This is a genomic window from Microbacterium testaceum, assembly GCF_003075375.1.
Classification (GTDB): domain Bacteria; phylum Actinomycetota; class Actinomycetes; order Actinomycetales; family Microbacteriaceae; genus Microbacterium; species Microbacterium testaceum_E.
This window is the reverse complement of sequence record NZ_QDFT01000001.1, coordinates 82,114-99,573: the sequence shown is the minus strand read 5'-3', so window position 1 is coordinate 99,573 and position 17,460 is coordinate 82,114. Positions and strand designations below refer to the sequence as shown.

Here is a 17,460-nt window from a genome sequence, read left to right as displayed (position 1 = left end):
GAGCCGCCCTCACAGCTCCGCGTGCAGCGCCCACACCCGCTCGGCCGTGGCGCTCCACTGGAACCCCTTCGCCCGGTCGCCCGCGAGGACGCGGAGGCGCTCGGCATCCGTCCCCAGGGCCCGCGAGAGCGCGGTGTCGAGCTCGGCGGCGGGGGCGAAGGCCGCGGCGTCGGCGAGCACCTCGTGATGCACGGGGGTGTCGACGGCGGCGATGGGGATGCCGATCGCCAGGGCGTCGACGGCGCGCCAGGGCCAGTCGGTGCGTGCGCCCGTGGCCATGAAGGCCGCGGCGTGCGAGAGCACGGCGGCGCGATCCCAGCGGTCGAGCGCGCCTCGGCAGTGCACCCGGGCCTCGCCGAGCCCGGCGGCCGCGGCGATGTCGATGACGGCGGGTTCCTCGCCCTCGGGGACGTCGAGCACGACGACGTCGCCGTCCCAGCCTGCGGCCACGACCGCGGCGAACCCCGCGAGCAGGCCGTCGGACTCCGCGGCGCCGCCGGCGAGCACCACCGACGCGGTCGGCAGGTCGAGAGCCCGCAGGCGGCCCACGGCATCCGAGGGCACCCGCAGACCCGCCGCGGGAGCGCCGCTGATGACGCGCACCTTCTTGACCAGCTTGGCCTTGGCCACCTCGCCCAGACGTTCCGCCATGGCGTGCGTGGGGACGATGACGGCGTCGGCGTGACGCGCGACGCGCGAGAGCAGGGCGCGCGCGGCGAGCAGCTCGGGCCTGCTCAGCTCATCCGGCGTCTCGAAGGCGCGCAGATCCCACAGGGTCGCCACGATCTGGTGCGTCTCGTTGACCCGGTCGTGCCGCACGAGGGGCGCGAGCGAGGTGGGCGAGTGGATGAGTCCCTTTCCGATCCCGGGAGCCACCCCCAGCTGCCAGGATGCCGCGAGCTCGCGCCGACGCATCGACAGGCGCGTCTCGGAACTCAGGCCGGGCACGGCCTGGTCGTCGGGGATGCCGGGCGAGGGCACGATCGCGGCGACGTCGCAGCCGCGCGGGGCGGTCGCGATGAGGGCTTCGGTGAGGGATGCCGAGGCCTCGGCCAGGTCGCGCGAAGTCGGGGCGACGAGCTGGTCGAGGACGACGCGCAGGGTGACGGTCACGAGGTCGGCGCCTCCGTCTCGGTCGGTGGGTGCAGCTTGTCTTTCACCATCTGCTTCACCTGGTTGTAGTCGGGGTCGAACTCGTCGACGCCGCCCTCGGGGGTGAGCTCGAGCGTCTGCACCGGCTGATCCTTCGCCTTGAGGGCGAGATTGACCAGGGTCGGGGCGATGAGGCCCTGCGGCAGGTCGGTCTGGACGATGTTCGTCCCGGCGGCGGCGACCTCTTGGAAATGCGCCAGCACGTTCTGGGGGTTGGTCTGGGCCAGGATCGCCTCTTGCAGCTCGCGCTGGCGGCGCATGCGGTCGAAGTCGCTCGTCGTGTAGCGCGAGCGGGCGTACCACTGCGCGGTGTCGCCGTCCATGTGCTGCTGCCCGGCCTCGACCCAGCCGAACGCCCAGTCGTCGACGGGCTGGCCGTCGTAAGCCGGACCGCCCTTGGGCAGGCGCTCCTTGACGTCGATGTCGACGCCGCCGAGCGCGTCGACCAGGTCGGCGAAGCCCTTCATGTCGATGAGGACGTAGTAGGGGATCTGGATGCCCATGATCCCCTCGGCGGCATCCTTGGTCGCCTCGACCCCCGGCTCCGAACCCTGCGACTTCGCGTCGGGATACAGCTTGTTGCCGTCCTGGCAGATCTCGACCTCGGTCTTGAGCTGATTGATGCCGCTCCCCCACCCGCACGTGGCATTGGCGTAGCCCGTGTGACCGTTCGGGTACTCGTCCTGCATGGGACCGGGGGCGAACGGGAAGTGCGGCATGTCGCGCGGGATGCCGGTGATCGTCGTCGCGCCCGTGTCGGCGTTGATGGACACGACCGAGATGCTGTCGAAGCGCATCGAGTCGCGGCCCTCGCCCGAGTCGGCGCCGAGCAACAGGATGTTGTAGTACCCGTCGGACGGGGGAACGACGGGTGCGGACTCGCCGAACAGTTCCGCGAACGCGTCGCGCGTGGTCCCGGCGGCCTGCGCCGCCCAGGCTGCTCCGGAGCCCGAGAGCACGAGCAGACCCACCGACACGATGACCATCGCGACGCGCGAGATCGCGCCCACGCGCACCAGGCGAACGAGCCGCAGGGTGTCGATGGTCAGCACGATCCAGAGCACCAGGTAGCCGATCAGGGCGATCTGCACGATCGTCAGCGGAAGCGGCCGGAACCACGACAGGAACTCGGGGACGAACGAGCCCGTCGCGATCGCGAACAGGACGCTCGGCGAGAGCAGAGCGGTGGCCCCCGCGAGGATCAGCACGGTCCACATCGCCAGCGTCGCGCCGAGGCCGAAACGACCCAGTCGCCGGTTGCCGGCGAGCACCTGCGCCGAACCGGGCAGGACGAAGTTGAGCACGACGAGCCACCACCCGCGGCGCGTCATGACGGCGGCGGAGGTGGCATCCGGATGACGCAGCGGACGCGACTCCATGAGCGGGGTCTGCGTGCGCGGGCGTGCGGCGGCGAGGGTCACAGGGACTCCTTCAGCCGCCGGTTCTTCTCTTCCACCTGACCTTCGAGGTCGCGGGCGTAGGCCTCGACCCTCTCGGTGAGCGCGTCATCGGCGCTGCCCAGGATCCGCGCGGCGAGCAGGCCCGCGTTCTTGGCACCGTTGATCGACACGGTCGCGACGGGGATGCCCGCGGGCATCTGCACGATGCTCAGCAGCGAGTCGAGCCCGTCCAGCGTGGCGAGCTGCACCGGCACGCCGATCACCGGAAGAGCGGTGACGGATGCCAACATGCCCGGCAGGTGCGCGGCTCCCCCGGCGCCGGCGATGATCGCCCGCAGACCGCGGCCGCGCGCCTCGCGCCCGTATCGCACGAGCTTGTCGGGGGTGCGATGGGCCGACACCACCTCGACCTCGTGCGGGATGCCGAACTCCGTCAGCACCTGCGAGGCGTCGCTCATCACGCGCCAGTCGGAGTCGGAGCCCATGACGACGCCGACCACGGGCGTCTCGGAAGAATGCAGCGGCCGGGTCACCGGTCCAGGCTAGAGCGGCTCGCTGGAAGATCGCGGAGCGGCGCGCTCTCGGCATCCGGTCAGTCGAAGAAAGCGGCCGCCGCGCGTCCCTCGTAGACGACGTCGTCGAGGTCGTCGCCGACGACGTTGACGTGCCCCACCTTGCGCCCGGGCCGCGGCGCCTTGCCGTAGGTGTGGATCTTGGCGGCGGGGTGGGCCGCCATCGCCCCGGCGAAACGCTCCTCGAGCGTGCCCTCGGCGGGCCCCCCGAGCACGTTGATCATCACGGTCCAGTCGGCCACGGCATCCGTCGCTCCCAGGGGCAGGTCGAGCACCGCGCGCAGGTGCTGCTCGAACTGGCTGGTGACCGCGCCGTCCTGGGTCCAGTGGCCGCTGTTGTGGGGGCGCATCGCGAGCTCGTTGATGAGGATGCGCTCGTCCGTCGTCTCGAACAGCTCGACGGCCAGCATGCCGGTGACGCCGAGCCCCTCGGCCACCGCCACCCCGATCTGCGCCGCGACGCGCTGCACCCGCTCGTCGGCGCGCGGGGCGGGAGCGACCACCTCGGCGCAGACGCCGCCGCGCTGCACCGTCTCGACGACGGGATAAGCGCGCACCTCGCCCGACGGGCGGCGCGCGACCTGCTGGGCGAGCTCGCGCGTGAAGTCGACCAGTTCTTCGACGAGCAGCGCCCCGCCGTTGGCGTCCTCGGCGAGGGCGGCGAACCAGTCGTCCGCCTCGGTCGCCGCGGACACCACCCGCACACCCTTGCCGTCGTAGCCGCCGCGCGGTGTCTTGACCACGCCTCGGCCGCCGTGGGCGTCGAGGAAGTCCTGCAGCGCGGCGGTGTCGGACACGGCCGCCCAGTCCGGCTGCGGAAGTCCGAGCTCGGCCATCTTGGCGCGCATGACCAGCTTGTCCTGGGCGACGCCCAGCGGCGCGGGTCCGGGGTGCACCGACACGCCCGCGTCGACGAGGGCGGCGAGCACGTCCTGCGGCACGTGCTCGTGGTCGAAGGTGATCACGTCGACGTCGCGCGCGAAGGAGAGCACGGTCTCGGCGTCGCGGTAGTCGCCCACCGCGGTCGCGGCGATCGCCGCCGACATGCCCTCCTGCTCGGCCAGGACGCGGATCTCGACCCCGAGCTCCACGGCGGGCGCGATCATCATCCGCGCCAGCTGTCCGCCACCGACCACTCCGACTCGCAGCGCCATGCCGCTCCTTCCGTCGGCATCCATTCTGTCCGGGCACGCGCGGCCGCGCGACCCGAGGGCCTGTGCGGGGCGTGGGCTGCGACGGGCTCGGCCCGGATCCGGTGTCAGTACCCGCCGACCGCGCCCGAGCCGAACGTCTGCGAATCGCGGTGCGCCAGGATCTGGTTGACCTCGACCTGGTCGACGAGCGTCTCGTGCACGAGGACCGCGTGGGGGATGTTCTTCATGCGCAACGGCGGCTCGACACCGTTCGACAGGGTGAGCGAGCCCGCTCCCCACAGACGCTGCAGGATGCCGCGGCGCATCTGGATCGCGTAGCCCCGCACGTGCGAGATCTCGCGCTGCGTGCCGCCGAAGGGCCCCGACCGCTCGATGACGCGCCGCGTGGTGATGGTCCAGGTGTGCGAGAGCCACACGAAGAACGGCACGACCACGAGCAGCAGCACGAGGACTCCCGCCGCGCTCAGCAGCATCCAGTTCTCGTACGGTGCGGGCAGGTTGTCGTAGAAGAACGCCGTGGCCCCCGACACCGCGATCAGCACCAGGGCCGACCAGAACAGGCGCCGCGCGTGCGCGCGCAGACGGGCGATGCGCAGCTCGGGCGCCGCCGTGCCCGGCGCCGGCATGCGCGGGCGTCCGATCGAGCTCGACGGCTGACTCACCCCTTCATTGTGCGGTGCGGATGCCGTGAGTCAGCCGATGCCACGCCCCGGCGCGTCGCGGGTCAGCGCACGTGCACCACGTCGCCCGCCGAGACGACGGTCTCGAGCGTGCCCGACTCGACGACCAGGCGGCCGTCGCCGTCCAGGCGCACGGCGGTGCCGGCGAGCGTCGAGCCGTCGGGCATCGACACCGTCACCTGACGACCGACGGTCGCGCACAGCTTCTCGACGTCGTGGTGCACGCGGTCGCCCTCTCCGCGAGCGAGCCGCGCGACGGCGTCGCCCAGGTGCTCGAGGTAATCGGCCAGCAGGCGGTCGTCGTCGCACTCGACGCCGATGGCGGCGAACGAGGTCGCCGTCGTGACGGGCAGGTCGGCCCGACTCATCCGCGTGTTGACGCCCGCGCCGACGACGACCGTGTCGAAGGTTCCGGGGACGGCTTCGGCCAGGATGCCGCAGATCTTGCCGCCGTCCACGAGCACGTCGTTCGGCCACTTCAGCTGCGCCTCCGCGCCGTGACCGGCGAGTTGGCGGCGCACCGCCGTGGTCATCGCCGCTCCCGCCACGAGCGGGATCCACCCCCGCAGCGCGGTGGGGATCGTCGAGGCGTCGACGACGACCGAGACGGCCAGGGCGGTACCGGCCGGAGCCGTCCACGAGCGATCGAGACGACCGCGCCCGGCGCGTTGATCGTCGGTCACGAGCAACGACAGGTGCGGCCACCCCGCGGGGTCGGCCATGACGGCGGCGACGACGTCCGCGTTGGTGGAGTCGGTGGTCTCGACGACCTGGACGCGGGGACTGTGGGCGGCGGCTCGCGGGTATCCGGCGGCGGGGATCGGCATGAGCACACCCTAGGCATCCCGGCAGGGTCGTGGCATCCCCCGGCCCATCCCGGGCGACCCGCGGGGGTGTTGCGATGGATGGATGCCACAGCACCCTCGCCCGTGGCTTGTCTGCACCCTCCAACGTCGGTGCCGGTGCGGTCGCTAGGGTGGAAAGCGTGACCGACCAGCCCGATCTCTACACCACCGCCGGCAAGATCGCGGACCTGCGCAACAGGTTCCAAGAGGCGGTCGTCGATGCCGAAGCCACCGCCCGCGACAAGCAGCACGCGAAGGGCAAGCTCACCGCCCGCGAGCGCCTCGAGATGCTGGTCGACCCCGGCTCGTTCGTCGAGCTCGACGAATACGTGCGCCACCGTACGACGGCCTTCGGCATGGACAAGTCCCGTCCCTACGGCGACTCGGTCGTCACGGGCACGGGCACGATCCACGGCCGTACGGTCGCCGTGTACGCGCAGGACTTCTCGACCTTCGGCGGATCGCTCGGCGAGGTCGCTGGCGACAAGATCATCAAGGTGATGGAGCTGGCGCTGCGCAGCGGCATCCCGATCATCGGCATCCTGGATTCCGGCGGCGCCCGCATCCAGGAGGGCGTGGTCGCACTCGGCAAGTACGGCGAGATCTTCCGCCTCAACACCGCCGCCTCGGGCGTGATCCCGCAGATCTCGATCATCATGGGACCCGCCGCCGGTGGAGCGGTGTACTCCCCCGCCCTCACCGACTTCGTGATCATGGTCGACAAGACCAGCCAGATGTTCGTGACCGGCCCCGACGTCATCAAGACCGTCACCGGCGAGGACGTCGGCATGGAGGAGCTCGGCGGCGCCCACACGCACAACACCCGCTCGGGCGTCTCGCACTACCTCGCCGACGACGAGGACGACGCGATCGACTACGCGCGCGGCCTGATCGGCTACCTGCCCGACAACAACCTGGCCGAGATCCCCGTCTACGACACCCCGTTCGAGTTCGAGACGACGGATGCCGATCGCTCGCTGAACACGATCATCCCCGACTCCCCCAACCAGCCCTACGACATCCACACCGTCATCGCGGGCATCGTGGACGCCGGGGAGTTCCTCGAGGTGCAGCCGCTGTTCGCCCCCAACATCGTGATCGGCTTCGGCCGCATCGAGGGACGCACCGTGGGCGTCATCGCCAACCAGCCCTCGCAGATGGCCGGCACGCTCAACATCGACGCGGGCGAGAAGGCCAGCCGTTTCGTGCGCTTCTGCGACGCGTTCTCGATCCCGATCGTGACGCTCGTCGACGTGCCCGGCTACCTCCCCGGCACCGACCAGGAGTGGACCGGTGTCATCCGCCGCGGCGCGAAGCTGCTGTACGCCTACGCCGAGGCCACCGTCCCGCTGGTGACGGTGATCCTGCGCAAGGCCTACGGCGGCGCGTACATCGTCATGGGCTCCAAGCAGCTGGGCGCCGACATCAACCTCGCCTGGCCCACGGCCGAGATCGCCGTCATGGGCGGCCAGGGCGCGGTCAACATCCTCTACCGCGGCGAGATCAAACGCGCCGAAGAGGCCGGCGAGGACGTCGCCGCCGTGCGCACGCGGCTCGCGAACGAGTACACCTACAACGTGGCATCCCCGTTCCTCGCCGCCGAGCGCGGGGAGCTCGACGGCATCATCGAGCCCGCGCAGACGCGCGTGTCGATCGCCAAGGCCCTGCGCGCCCTCCGCAACAAGCGCGCGAGCCTGCCGGCCAAGAAGCACGGGAACATCCCGCTGTGAGCGACACCGCCCCCGAGGTCGCGCCCGGCGCCGGCCTGCCGCCCGTCGTGGCGGAGGTCGTGCGCGGCACGCCCACCGAAGAGGAGCTGGCCGCGGCGATCGTCGTGGTCACCGAGTCGTACGTGCGCGAGGTGGCCGAGGCGACCGTCCCCGACGTCGCTGCCCGGTCGCGGTGGGAGCTGTCGGCCCGCGGCCTGCGCACCCCGCTGGACCGCGGCGCCGGCTGGCACGGCTTCACCGGCTGAACTGTCCCCCGAAATACCTACAGACGGCGCTCGTCGGGTGCCGAATACTGGAGGAGCTGGAACGCATCACGCGTTCGGTCGGTCCGCTCTCTCGAGCCGGTTCCGGCCGCGTGGACGGTTTTCGGGTAACCGTCCACCCGGGTGAGGGGCCGGCGACTACGCCGCCCCTCACCCCCACCTCCCCTGCGGCGGTAACGGTATTTGTCGACGGATCCCCCACCCCCCCTGTGTCGATGAGGACCACCGGACCGCAGGGGTGGTGGGTCTGGCACGCCGAGGACCGACGCGCGCGCACCCCTCGCTCGGGGCGGCGACTCAGCGCGGGCGACGGATCTCGCGCCACAGGTCGACGTTGTCGTCGTCCCCACCCGCGGCGTCGCCCGCGGAGCGTCCGACGACGGTCACCGCGACCTCGTGGTGCGGCGACGTGCGGATGATGACGCGATCCGACACCGACTCCCGCAGGATCCGCGCGAGCTCGCTGCGGATGCAGTCCAGATCCGACACGGCAAGGCCCTCGAGACCCCCCTCGTCGAACAGGCTGACGGCCGCGCCCCGGCGACGGGCCGCGTCGATCTCGGCGCGGACGCCGTCGTCGAGCAGGCGGGTGCCGCGCAGTTCGTCGCGCAGGCTCGCCTCGGCGCGGCGCGCGGCCTGCTTGTCGGCCGGGCGCAGATTGCCGCCGTTCTCGATCGTCCGCGCAAGGATCGGTCCCGCGGCCTGCAGCGCGCGCTGCACGTGCAGTCGACGCTCGCGCTGACGACCGCTCTGCGACGCCTGCCACGCCGACGCCGCCTGCTGCAGCTCGGCCAGTCGTTCGGCATCCCGCGCCGCGCGGTCCAGCGCGATCGTGACCAGCTGCGCCGCCGTCACCCACACGAACGAACCGACCAGCCCCAGACTCAGCGCCTGCAGCGGACCGAGCCAGATCGAGGTCGACACGGTCAGGATGCCCATGCCCGTCCACGCGACGACGGGGCGCCGCCGCACCATGACGATCGTCATGAGGGCGCCGATCGCGCCGATCACCCAGGTCACGAACGGCTGGGTGCGGCCGGACTCCGACACGGCGAGGAACGGCGCGTTCGAGACCACGACGGTGACGAGCAGGGCGAGGACGACGCCCCAGCCGGGGAGCATCGCCGGAGTCGTGGCCGTCGCCTCGGTACGGCGGTCGCGCGCGCCGATCGCGAAGATCCACAGCCACGTGACGGGCAGGTAGAGCAGCAGCGCCATCACGATGAGCCAGCCGCGCTCGACGGTGTCGGGCGACGTCCAGATGAGACCGCGCGCCGCGAGGTACGCCGTGAAGGCGAGACCGATGACGGACAGGATCGAGCGGACGGTCACCAGCGGTCACCGCTCTCCCACTCGAGGGTCACCGTGGTGCCGCCGGCCTGTGAGTCGATCTCGCTGCGCCCGCCGACCGCGGCCAGGCGCGCGTCGATGGATCCGCGGATGCCGAGACGGTCGGGCGGGATCGCCGCCACGTCGAACCCGGGTCCGGTGTCGCGCACCCGCACGGCCACGCCGCCCGGCGCCGCGTGCCCCGACAGCTGAACGGTCAGACCCTGCGCGTCGGCGTGCTGCACGGCGTTGGCCACGGCCTGCATCGCCGCCAGGACGAGGGCTCGCGCCACCCGGCCGGGGACGCGCGGCGTCCCCTCTTCGACGCGGCGCACGACGCTCAGCTCGACCCCGAGCTCGCGCGCGGCGGTCTCGATGTCGTCGGCGAGACGCACGGCCGGAACCGGCTCGTCGCTGCCCTCGAGCGAGTCCTTCTCGGCGTTGGCCAGGCGGGTCAGGGCCTCACGGGCCATGCTCACCGCCAGCGTGCGCTCCCGCGGGGTGGACGCGCGCTCGGCGGCGAGGAGCGCGCCGAGCACGCTGTCGTGCATGAGGGCGGCGACGGCGACGCGCTCGTGCTCCGTGGCCGCGGTCGCGGCGGCCGAGGCGTAGCTCGACACCGCTGACGCCCGCGCCTGATCGACGTTCGCGGCGATCGAGCGATACATCCACCCGAGGGTCACCAGGACGCTGCCGAGGATCAGGGCGAACGAGACGTCGAGCGCGATCGGCACGACGAAATCGCCGCGCCCGCCGACCTGGATCATCCGGACGATGCCGAACATCACGGGAGTGGCGATGGTCCACGCCACCTGCAGCCACAGGGGGAAGGCGACGATGGTCGCCACCGTCGCCACGTTGACGAGGTAGAAGATCCAGGGATTCTCGGTCGGCACCGGGGCCGGTCCCCCGGCCGTGGCCACCGGCCAGACCACGAGAGCCAGAAGGAAGACGACCGCGAAGACGCCCGAGAAGACGCGCGCGAAGCGCCCGAGGGAGCACGCCACGACCATCGCGACCAGCGGCAGGAAGACGGCGACCACGAGCGGCACGTGCCACCCGTCGGCCTCGTCGCCGGGGCCGAACGCCGCCGCGAAGGCCTGCGCGCCGAGCACCAGGGAGCCGGGGCCGACGATCAGCGTGATGACGCGTTCGATGCGCGTCTGCGTGAAAGAGCCCTGTTCGGCCTGGACCTCTCGCGTGTGGGGGATGCGCCCCCAGGCTTCGTCGAGCACGGACCGTTCGGTTTCAACCATGACCGGGAGCGTCATCGGGCGCGTCCTGGAGGATGCCGTCTTCCATCGCCCGTCGCAACAGGTCGACCTTGGTCGGGGCCGGACGTCCGACCTCGACGTACTTCACGCGCACCCGCGTGATGTTCTCTTTCGCGGTGGAGTAGGCCACACCCAGGCGGTCCGCGACGGCCTTGAGCGGCAGCCCGGCCGCGTACAGCCGCAGCACCTCGCGCTCGCGCACCGACAGCTGGGCGTCGGCGAACTCCCGGTCCCCCTCGACGGCGCTGGCCCACTCGACGTTGTCGAGCAGTTCGCCGCGCGCGACGGTGCTGATGGCGCCGAGCACCTCGTGGGTCGGCGACGACTTGCTGACGATGCCGGCGGCGCCCGCGGCGAGCGCCTCGCGCACCGCGGCGGCGCGATCGGCCACGCTGTGGATGATGACGCTGGATCCGTCGCGGACGACCCGGTCGACGTTCTCGGACACCGTGGTGCCGTCGCCGAGCGTCAGGTCGAGCACGACGACGTCGGCGGGCGAGGCCACGGCGCTCTGCCGCCACGACAGATAAGCGGCGACATTGGCGCCCGAGAAGACGACCTGGGTGGCCTCGGTGCGCGCGAGCGCGGCTTCGAGCCCGAGTCGGACGGACTCGTGGTCATCGATGAGGGCGACGCGCGTCATGCCGTCATCGTATCGGCGCGACGCGCCGCCGCGCAGGGATGCAGCCCGCTCTCGGCGCGTCCTCCCCCGCGGGCGCGGGCCCGGCGGACCCGTCGGACACGGACGGAGGGATGCCGCACCTCAGCGCCGCAGGACGGCGACGGCCTCGACGTGGTGCGAGTTCGGGAAGAGATCGACGCCGCGGATGCCGCGATCGGCGCGATAGCCGTGGTCGGCGAAGGTGGCGAGGTCGCGCGCGAGGGCGACCGGGTCGCACGCGACGTAGACGACCGCCGACGGACGCAGGGCGGCGATCCCGTCGACGGCGTCGCGACCGGCACCCGCGCGCGGCGGGTCGAGCAGCACGACGCCGCGGGCGAGCCGCTCGCGCTCGCGCGCCGAGGCGTCGGCGGCGAGTCGGGCGACGAAACGGTCGACCCGCGCGGTCTCGGCGCGCGCGCCAACCCACTCCGCGAGGTTCTCGCCCGCGTGCTCGGTGGCGCGCGGGTCGCTCTCGACGCTGACGACGCGCGTCCCCGCACCGCCCATCTCGGCCAGGGTCGCGGCGAACAGCCCGACCCCGCCGTAGAGGTCGAGGTGCGTGGCCTCGGGATCGAGCTCGCCGACGGATGCCGACAACTCGGCCGACACCAGCGCGCTGAGCGTGTGCGCGGCCAGGCGGTGCACCTGCCAGAAGCCGCCGGCATCCACCCGGAAGACCCGGTCGCCCACCCGCTCCTCGACGACCTCGGGAGCCTGACGCGCGCGGTCACCGTCGGGCCGGGGCAGGACGCGCACCCGGCCGTCGGCGGGCTGGACCAGGTCGATGCGGCCCGGGCGCGCCCCCGCGCGCGCCTCGCGGGCCGCGCTCTCGACGGCCTCGGTCGCCAGCGGCAGGTCGGGGGTCTCGACGACGTGGTGGGTCCGCGCGGCGTAAGCCCCGACGCGGCCCGCGTCGTCGACGTGCAGGCTCACCCGGGTGCGCCAGCGAGCGCCGTCCGCGGACTCCGGGTGCTCCGCGTCGCCCGCGGGCCGGACGTCGACGGGAAGCTCGAGGCGACCGACGCGCTCCACGGCCTCGCGGATGACGCGCTCCTTCAACGCGCGCTGGTGCGACGGGTCGATGTGCCCGAACTCGGCGCCGCCCACGCGCTCGGCCGGGTCGACGTCGATCGCGGCGGAGCGCCACACGTGGGGGCGGCGCTGGGGCGCGGCATCCAGGACCTCGATGGCGTCGGCGCGCCAGAACGCCTTCTTGCGCGTGTCGGTGAGTCGCGCGCGCACGCGCTCGCCCGGCAGCGTGTCGGGGACGAAGACGACGCGTCCCTCGTGCCGACCGACGAACACGCCGCCGTGGGCGATGCCGGTGATGTCGAGTTCGATGAGGTCGCCGTCGTGCATCCCCCGAGCCTGACACATCCAGCCGGGAGACCGCCGGGGCGCGCGTCGGTAGCGTTGACGCATGCGCGTGTGCCTGGCATCCACTTCCCCCGCTCGCATGATGCTGCTGCGTCAGGCGGGTATCGAACCGACGACCCGTGCTCCCGAGGTCGACGAAGAGGCCGTCGTGGCCGCGGTGGAGGCGGCCGAGGGACGCCGGCTGCCCGCCCCCGAGCACGTGCTGCTGCTCGCGCGGCGCAAGGCCGCCGACGTCGCGCACCGCCTGCGCGCCGAGGACGCCGCTTTCGACGGCTTCGTCATCGGCGGGGATTCGATGTTCGCGCTCGGCGACGAGATCCTCGGCAAGCCGTACACCGCCGAGGCCGCCACCGCGCGCTGGCACGCGATGCGCGGGCGCACCGGCGAGCTGCATTCGGGGCACAGCGTCTTCCGCCTCGCGCCCGGCGAGGAACCGCGCGAGGCCTTCGCCGTCGCCGAGGCGTCCGTGACCTTCGCCGCCGACGTCGACGACGACGAGATCGCCGCCTACGTCGCGAGCGGCGAACCGCTGCTGGTGGCCGGGGCGTTCACCGTCGACAGCCTGGGCGGCGCGTTCATCGAGCGGGTCGACGGCGACCCCTCGACGGTGGTCGGCATGTCGCTGTCGACCGTGCGCCGTCTCGTGCGCGAACTCGGGGGGTCGTGGACGGAGCTGTGGAACCGTTCGTAGACTCCCGCACACGTTTTTCGGCGTTTCTTGTCGAGGAGGGTCAAAAGGCGGGCAGGACCCCTCGCTAGGCTGGGAGGATGCCGAAGATCGCCAAGGTCCTTGTCGCCAACCGCGGCGAGATCGCCGTCCGAATCATCCGCGCCGCCCGTGACGCGGGCAAAGCCTCGGTCGCCGTCTACGCCGACCAGGACCGCGACGCCCTGCACACCCGCCTCGCCGACGAGGCGTACGCCCTCGACGGCGCCACCAGCGCCGACACCTACCTGTCGATCGAGAAGATCCTCTCGGTCGCCCGCCGTTCCGGCGCCGACGCCGTGCACCCCGGGTACGGCTTCCTCGCCGAGAACGCCGACTTCGCGCGCGCCGTGATCGGTGCGGGCCTGACGTGGATCGGCCCCTCTCCGGACGCCATCGAGGCCCTCGGCGACAAGGTGACCGCGCGCCACGTGGCCGAGAAGGTCGGCGCACCCCTGGCCCCCGGCACCCCCGGCCCCGTCTCGGGTGCCGACGAGGTCATCGCCTTCGCCAACGAGGTGGGTCTGCCCATCGCCATCAAGGCCGCCTACGGCGGCGGCGGACGCGGCCTCAAGGTCGCGCGCGAACTCGACGAGGTCGCCGAGATGTTCGAGTCCGCCACACGCGAGGCCGTCGCCGCCTTCGGCCGCGGCGAGTGCTTCGTCGAGAAGTACCTCGACAAGCCGCGCCACGTCGAGACGCAGTGCCTCGCCGACGCGGCGGGCAACGTCGTGGTCGTCTCGACGCGCGACTGCTCGCTGCAGCGACGTCACCAGAAGCTCGTCGAAGAGGCCCCCGCGCCGTTCCTCACCGACGAGCAGAACCGCATCCTGTACGCGGCATCCAAGGCCATCCTGAAAGAGGTCGGCTACGTCGGCGCGGGAACGTGCGAGTTCCTCATCGGGGCCGACGGCACCATCTCGTTCCTCGAGGTGAACACGCGTCTGCAGGTCGAGCACCCGGTGTCCGAAGAGGTCACGGGCCTCGACCTCGTGCGCGAGCAGTTCCGCGTCGCCGAGGGCGAGGAGCTCGGCTACGACGACCCCGCGCCCGTCGGCCACTCGCTCGAGTTCCGCATCAACGGCGAGGACCCGGGCCGCGGCTTCCTGCCCCAGCCCGGCCCCATCCACGTCTTCAAGACGTTCGGTGGCCCCGGCATCCGTCTCGACTCCGGCGTCACCGCGGGCGACAGCGTCTCGGGCGCGTTCGACTCGCTGCTGGCGAAGATCATCGTCACCGGTCGCGACCGCGCCGAGGCCCTCGAGCGCGCCCGCCGGGCGCTCGACGAGTTCGAGGTCGCCGGCATGCCCACCGTGCTGCCGTTCCACCGCAAGGTCGTCCGCGACCCCGCCTTCACCGCCGAGGACGGCACGTTCGGCGTGTTCACGCGGTGGATCGAGACCGAGTTCGTGAACGACATCCCCGCGTGGGACGGAGAGCTCGAGGCTCCCGCCGCGGCCCCCGGTCGCCACACCGTGGTGGTCGAGGTCGGCGGCAAGCGGCTCGAGGTGAGCCTTCCCGACCGCATCACGGCCGCGGCTCCGCAGGTCGGCCGTCCCGCCGCCGCTCCCCCGTCACGCCGCTCGCACGCGGCCTCGCCCGCGGCCGGCGCCACCGGCGACGCGGTGAAGTCGCCGATGCAGGCGACGATCGTCAAGGTCGCCGTCGAAGAGGGCCAGCAGGTCGTCAAGGGCGACCTCGTGGTCGTGCTCGAGGCGATGAAGATGGAGCAGCCCATCCAGGCGCACAAGGACGGCACGATCGCCGGCATCGACGCCGCGCCCGGCACCACGGTCTCGGCCGGTCACCAGCTGCTGCTGATCAGCTGACGCCTCGCTTCCCCACGGCGCCGCGCTCCTTCGGGGGCGCGGCGCCGTGCGTCGTTCAGCGGGGCGCGGGGCGGCGCGGGGCGGGGCGCGGGGCGGGGCGCGGGGCGGGCGCGGGCGGACGCGGTCTGGCGGGACGCGGGCCGGCGCGGTTTTGCGGGGCGGGGGTCGGCGCGGCGCGGCGGCGATAAACGGCATCCGTGCCGAAACACGCTGCGAGACCGCGTTCCTCGACAGGGACGGCGTTTATCACGACGAAGAGGGCGTGCTCCGGCGTCGACAGGCAGTGGGGCGCGGCGCCGTGCGCGGATCAGCGGGGCGCGGGGCCGGCTGCGGCGCGCGGGCCCGGCTGCGGGGCGGCAGGCCCGGCTGCGGGGCGGCGAGAAACGGCATCCGTGCCGAAACATGCTGCGACACCGCGTTCCTCGACAGGAACGGCGTTTATCGCGACGGAGAGGGCGTGCTCCGGCGTCGATAGGCCGTCGGGACGCGGCGGTGTGCGCGGTTCAGCGGGGCGCGGGCCCGGCTGTGGGGCGGCGAGAAACGGCATCCGCGCCGAAACACGCAGCGACACCGCGTTCCTCGACAGGAACGGCGTTTATCGCGACGAAGAGGGCGTGCTCTGGCGTCGACAGGCCGCCGGCGAAGGAGGGCCGTGCCACGTCCAGCGGGCGCGGGCCGTGCGCGGTTCAGTGGGGCGCGCGCCCGGCCGCGGGGCGGCGAGAAACGGCATCCGTGCCGAAACACGCTGCGACACCGCGTTCCTCGACAGGAACGGCGTTTATCGCGCGCGAAAGGGCGTGCGCCGACGCCGGCAGGACGCAGGCGCAGACCGGAGGGCGGCGCCGGCAGGATGGAGGACGGCGCCGGCAGGACGGGGGACGGCGCCGGCAGGACGGAGGACGGATGCCGCAAGGCGCGGCATCCGGAAGGGTCAGTCCTCGCCGGGGTCGTCGCGGTCGACGATGTGCATCGCGCGCGCGGCGTCGGTGATGCTCGAGGTGAGCGAGGGGTACACCGCGAACACGCGGGCGACCTGATCGACCGTGAGGCGACGCTCGACGGCGATCGCGATCGGGTAGATCAGCTCGGACGCCTTGGGGCCGACGATCACGCCGCCCATCACGGTGCCGCTGCCCTCGCGGGCGATGAGCTTGACGAAGCCGTCGGTGATGCCCTGCATCTTGGCGCGCGGATTGGCCGAGAGCGGGAGCTTGCGCACCTTGCCGGCAATCCGGCCCTCGGTCACGTCCTGCTCGCTGAATCCGACCGTCGCGATCTCGGGCGCCGTGAAGATGTTGGCCGTGATGCGACGGGTCTCGAGCGGGATGACGATGTCGCCCAGGGCGTGGAAGATCGCCTGGCGCCCCTGCATCGAGGCGACGGATGCCAGGGGGTAGAAGTTCGTGCAGTCGCCGGCGGCGTAGATGTTGGGCACCGAGGTGCGCGCGACGCGGTTGACGCGGATGTGCCCCGAGGGGGTCATCTGCACGCCGGCCTGCTCGAGACCGAGACCGGCGGTGTTGGGGATCGAGCCGACCGCCATGAGGCAGTGGCTGCCCTCGATCGTGCGACCGTCGGCGAGTGTGACGACGACGCCCTCGCCGGTGTTGACGACCGACTCGGCGCGCGCCTTGGCCAGCAGCGTCATACCGCCGCGCTGGAACACGCGCTCGAGGACGGCGGCGGCGTCCTGGTCCTCGCCGGGCAGCACCTGGTCGCGGCTCGACACGAGCGTGACCTTGGCACCCAGGTTCATGTACGCCGAGGCGAACTCCGCACCCGTCACGCCCGAACCGACCACGATGAGGTGCGAGGGGACGGACTTCATGTTGTAGAGCTGCGTCCACGTGAGGATGCGCTCGCCGTCGGGCTGCGCCGAGGGCAGCTCGCGCGGGGACGCGCCCACCGACACCACCAGGGTCTCGGCCTCGATGCGGTCGAAGTCGGTGCCGCCGGCCTCGGTCGACACCACGACCGCGCCGTTGCCGTCGAGGCGCCCGTGACCCGAGATGATGCGGACGCCGGCCTCGAGCAGCGAGGAGCGCATGTCGTCGGACTGCTGGCGGGCGAGGGAGAGCAGACGCTGGTTCACCGCGGCGAGGTTGATCGCGACCTCGGGGGTCAGCGGCTTGCCGCGGTCGTCTTTGGCGAACAGCTGCACGCCAAGGCTGCTGGCGTTGCGGATGGCGACGGCGGCGTCGGCCGTGGCGATCAACGTCTTCGAGGGCACGACATCCGTGATGACGGCCGAGCCGCCCACCCCGGCCCGCTCGACGAGGGTCACGTCAGCGCCGAGCTGAGCGGCCGACAGCGCCGCCTCGTACCCGCCCGGGCCGCCGCCGACGATCGCGACGGACTGCTTGCGCTCGAAGCTCTGCACCATGGCATCCATTCTGTCAGCGCGGACGTGCGCGCCCGTCACCGCGGGCGTATTCCCCGACCGACACGGGCCCGCCGTCTGGCCCGCGCGCCCCGCGTTTTCTAG

General features: G+C 72.4%; 15 protein-coding genes. 4 read left to right on the top strand and 11 right to left on the bottom strand.

Annotated features, from left to right (window positions below; all coding sequences use genetic code 11):
* Positions 1–9: 9 nt before the first annotated feature.
* The 6 genes from DC432_RS00415 to DC432_RS00390 all read right to left on the bottom strand — a co-directional run bounded on the left by DC432_RS00415 (position 10) and on the right by DC432_RS00390 (position 5,785).
* Positions 10–1,113: a glycosyl transferase gene (locus DC432_RS00415; protein ID WP_116536201.1), complete on the bottom strand. Its 1,104-nt coding sequence runs from the start codon at positions 1,111–1,113 to the stop codon at positions 10–12.
* Positions 1,110–2,531: an LCP family protein gene (locus tag DC432_RS00410; protein WP_116536265.1), complete on the bottom strand. Its 1,422-nt coding sequence runs from the start codon at positions 2,529–2,531 to the stop codon at positions 1,110–1,112. The genes DC432_RS00415 and DC432_RS00410 overlap by 4 nt, the downstream gene beginning before the upstream one ends.
* A 38-nt stretch (positions 2,532–2,569) precedes the next feature.
* Entirely contained in the window at positions 2,570–3,037 is a 468-nt protein-coding gene (purE, locus tag DC432_RS00405) for a 5-(carboxyamino)imidazole ribonucleotide mutase (protein ID WP_116536264.1), read from the bottom strand.
* 107 nt (positions 3,038–3,144) lie between these two features.
* Positions 3,145–4,278 (bottom strand): 5-(carboxyamino)imidazole ribonucleotide synthase, encoded by a 1,134-nt coding sequence (locus tag DC432_RS00400; protein ID WP_116536200.1) that lies wholly within the window; start codon positions 4,276–4,278, stop codon positions 3,145–3,147.
* A 104-nt stretch (positions 4,279–4,382) separates the two neighbouring features.
* Positions 4,383–4,940: a PH domain-containing protein gene (locus DC432_RS00395; protein WP_116536199.1), complete on the bottom strand. Its 558-nt coding sequence runs from the start codon at positions 4,938–4,940 to the stop codon at positions 4,383–4,385.
* Between the two features lie 62 nt (positions 4,941–5,002).
* On the bottom strand, positions 5,003–5,785 hold the full coding sequence (locus tag DC432_RS00390; protein WP_116536263.1) for a biotin--[acetyl-CoA-carboxylase] ligase: 783 nt from the start codon (positions 5,783–5,785) through the stop codon (positions 5,003–5,005).
* A 158-nt stretch (positions 5,786–5,943) separates the two neighbouring features.
* Here DC432_RS00390 and DC432_RS00385 point away from each other — a divergent pair, with 158 nt between their 5' ends.
* Together DC432_RS00385 and DC432_RS00380 are read left to right on the top strand one after the other, a co-directional pair.
* The gene (locus tag DC432_RS00385) at positions 5,944–7,533 is read left to right on the top strand and encodes an acyl-CoA carboxylase subunit beta (protein WP_420196527.1); all 1,590 of its coding nucleotides are present in this window, start codon (positions 5,944–5,946) and stop codon (positions 7,531–7,533) included.
* Positions 7,530–7,778, top strand: a complete 249-nt coding sequence (locus DC432_RS00380; protein ID WP_243392963.1) for an acyl-CoA carboxylase subunit epsilon — start codon at positions 7,530–7,532, stop codon at positions 7,776–7,778. Before DC432_RS00385 ends, DC432_RS00380 begins: the two co-directional genes overlap by 4 nt.
* A 315-nt stretch (positions 7,779–8,093) precedes the next feature.
* Here DC432_RS00380 and DC432_RS00375 read toward each other — a convergent pair whose 3' ends face one another.
* The 4 genes from DC432_RS00375 to DC432_RS00360 form a co-directional block, all read right to left on the bottom strand.
* Positions 8,094–9,128: a hypothetical protein gene (locus DC432_RS00375; RefSeq protein WP_116536197.1), complete on the bottom strand. Its 1,035-nt coding sequence runs from the start codon at positions 9,126–9,128 to the stop codon at positions 8,094–8,096.
* Positions 9,125–10,381 (bottom strand): ATP-binding protein, encoded by a 1,257-nt coding sequence (locus DC432_RS00370; protein ID WP_116536262.1) that lies wholly within the window; start codon positions 10,379–10,381, stop codon positions 9,125–9,127. The genes DC432_RS00375 and DC432_RS00370 overlap by 4 nt, the downstream gene beginning before the upstream one ends.
* Positions 10,374–11,042 carry a response regulator transcription factor gene (locus DC432_RS00365; protein ID WP_108319734.1) on the bottom strand — a complete coding sequence of 223 codons (669 nt, stop codon included), beginning with the start codon at positions 11,040–11,042 and terminating at the stop codon, positions 10,374–10,376. The genes DC432_RS00370 and DC432_RS00365 overlap by 8 nt, the downstream gene beginning before the upstream one ends.
* Before the next feature lie 120 nt (positions 11,043–11,162).
* Entirely contained in the window at positions 11,163–12,422 is a 1,260-nt protein-coding gene (locus DC432_RS00360; RefSeq protein ID WP_116536196.1) for a class I SAM-dependent RNA methyltransferase, read from the bottom strand.
* A 61-nt stretch (positions 12,423–12,483) separates the two neighbouring features.
* Here DC432_RS00360 and DC432_RS00355 point away from each other — a divergent pair, with 61 nt between their 5' ends.
* Both DC432_RS00355 and DC432_RS00350 read left to right on the top strand, forming a co-directional pair.
* Positions 12,484–13,131 carry a Maf family protein gene (locus tag DC432_RS00355; RefSeq protein WP_116536195.1) on the top strand — a complete coding sequence of 216 codons (648 nt, stop codon included), beginning with the start codon at positions 12,484–12,486 and terminating at the stop codon, positions 13,129–13,131.
* Positions 13,132–13,208: 77 nt separating this feature from the next.
* The gene (locus tag DC432_RS00350; protein ID WP_108319167.1) at positions 13,209–14,975 is read left to right on the top strand and encodes a biotin carboxylase N-terminal domain-containing protein; all 1,767 of its coding nucleotides are present in this window, start codon (positions 13,209–13,211) and stop codon (positions 14,973–14,975) included.
* Between the two features lie 931 nt (positions 14,976–15,906).
* Here the strand turns inward: DC432_RS00350 and DC432_RS00345 are convergent.
* Positions 15,907–17,367, bottom strand: a complete 1,461-nt coding sequence (locus tag DC432_RS00345; RefSeq protein ID WP_207770717.1) for an NAD(P)H-quinone dehydrogenase — start codon at positions 17,365–17,367, stop codon at positions 15,907–15,909.
* Positions 17,368–17,460: the final 93 nt, after the last annotated feature.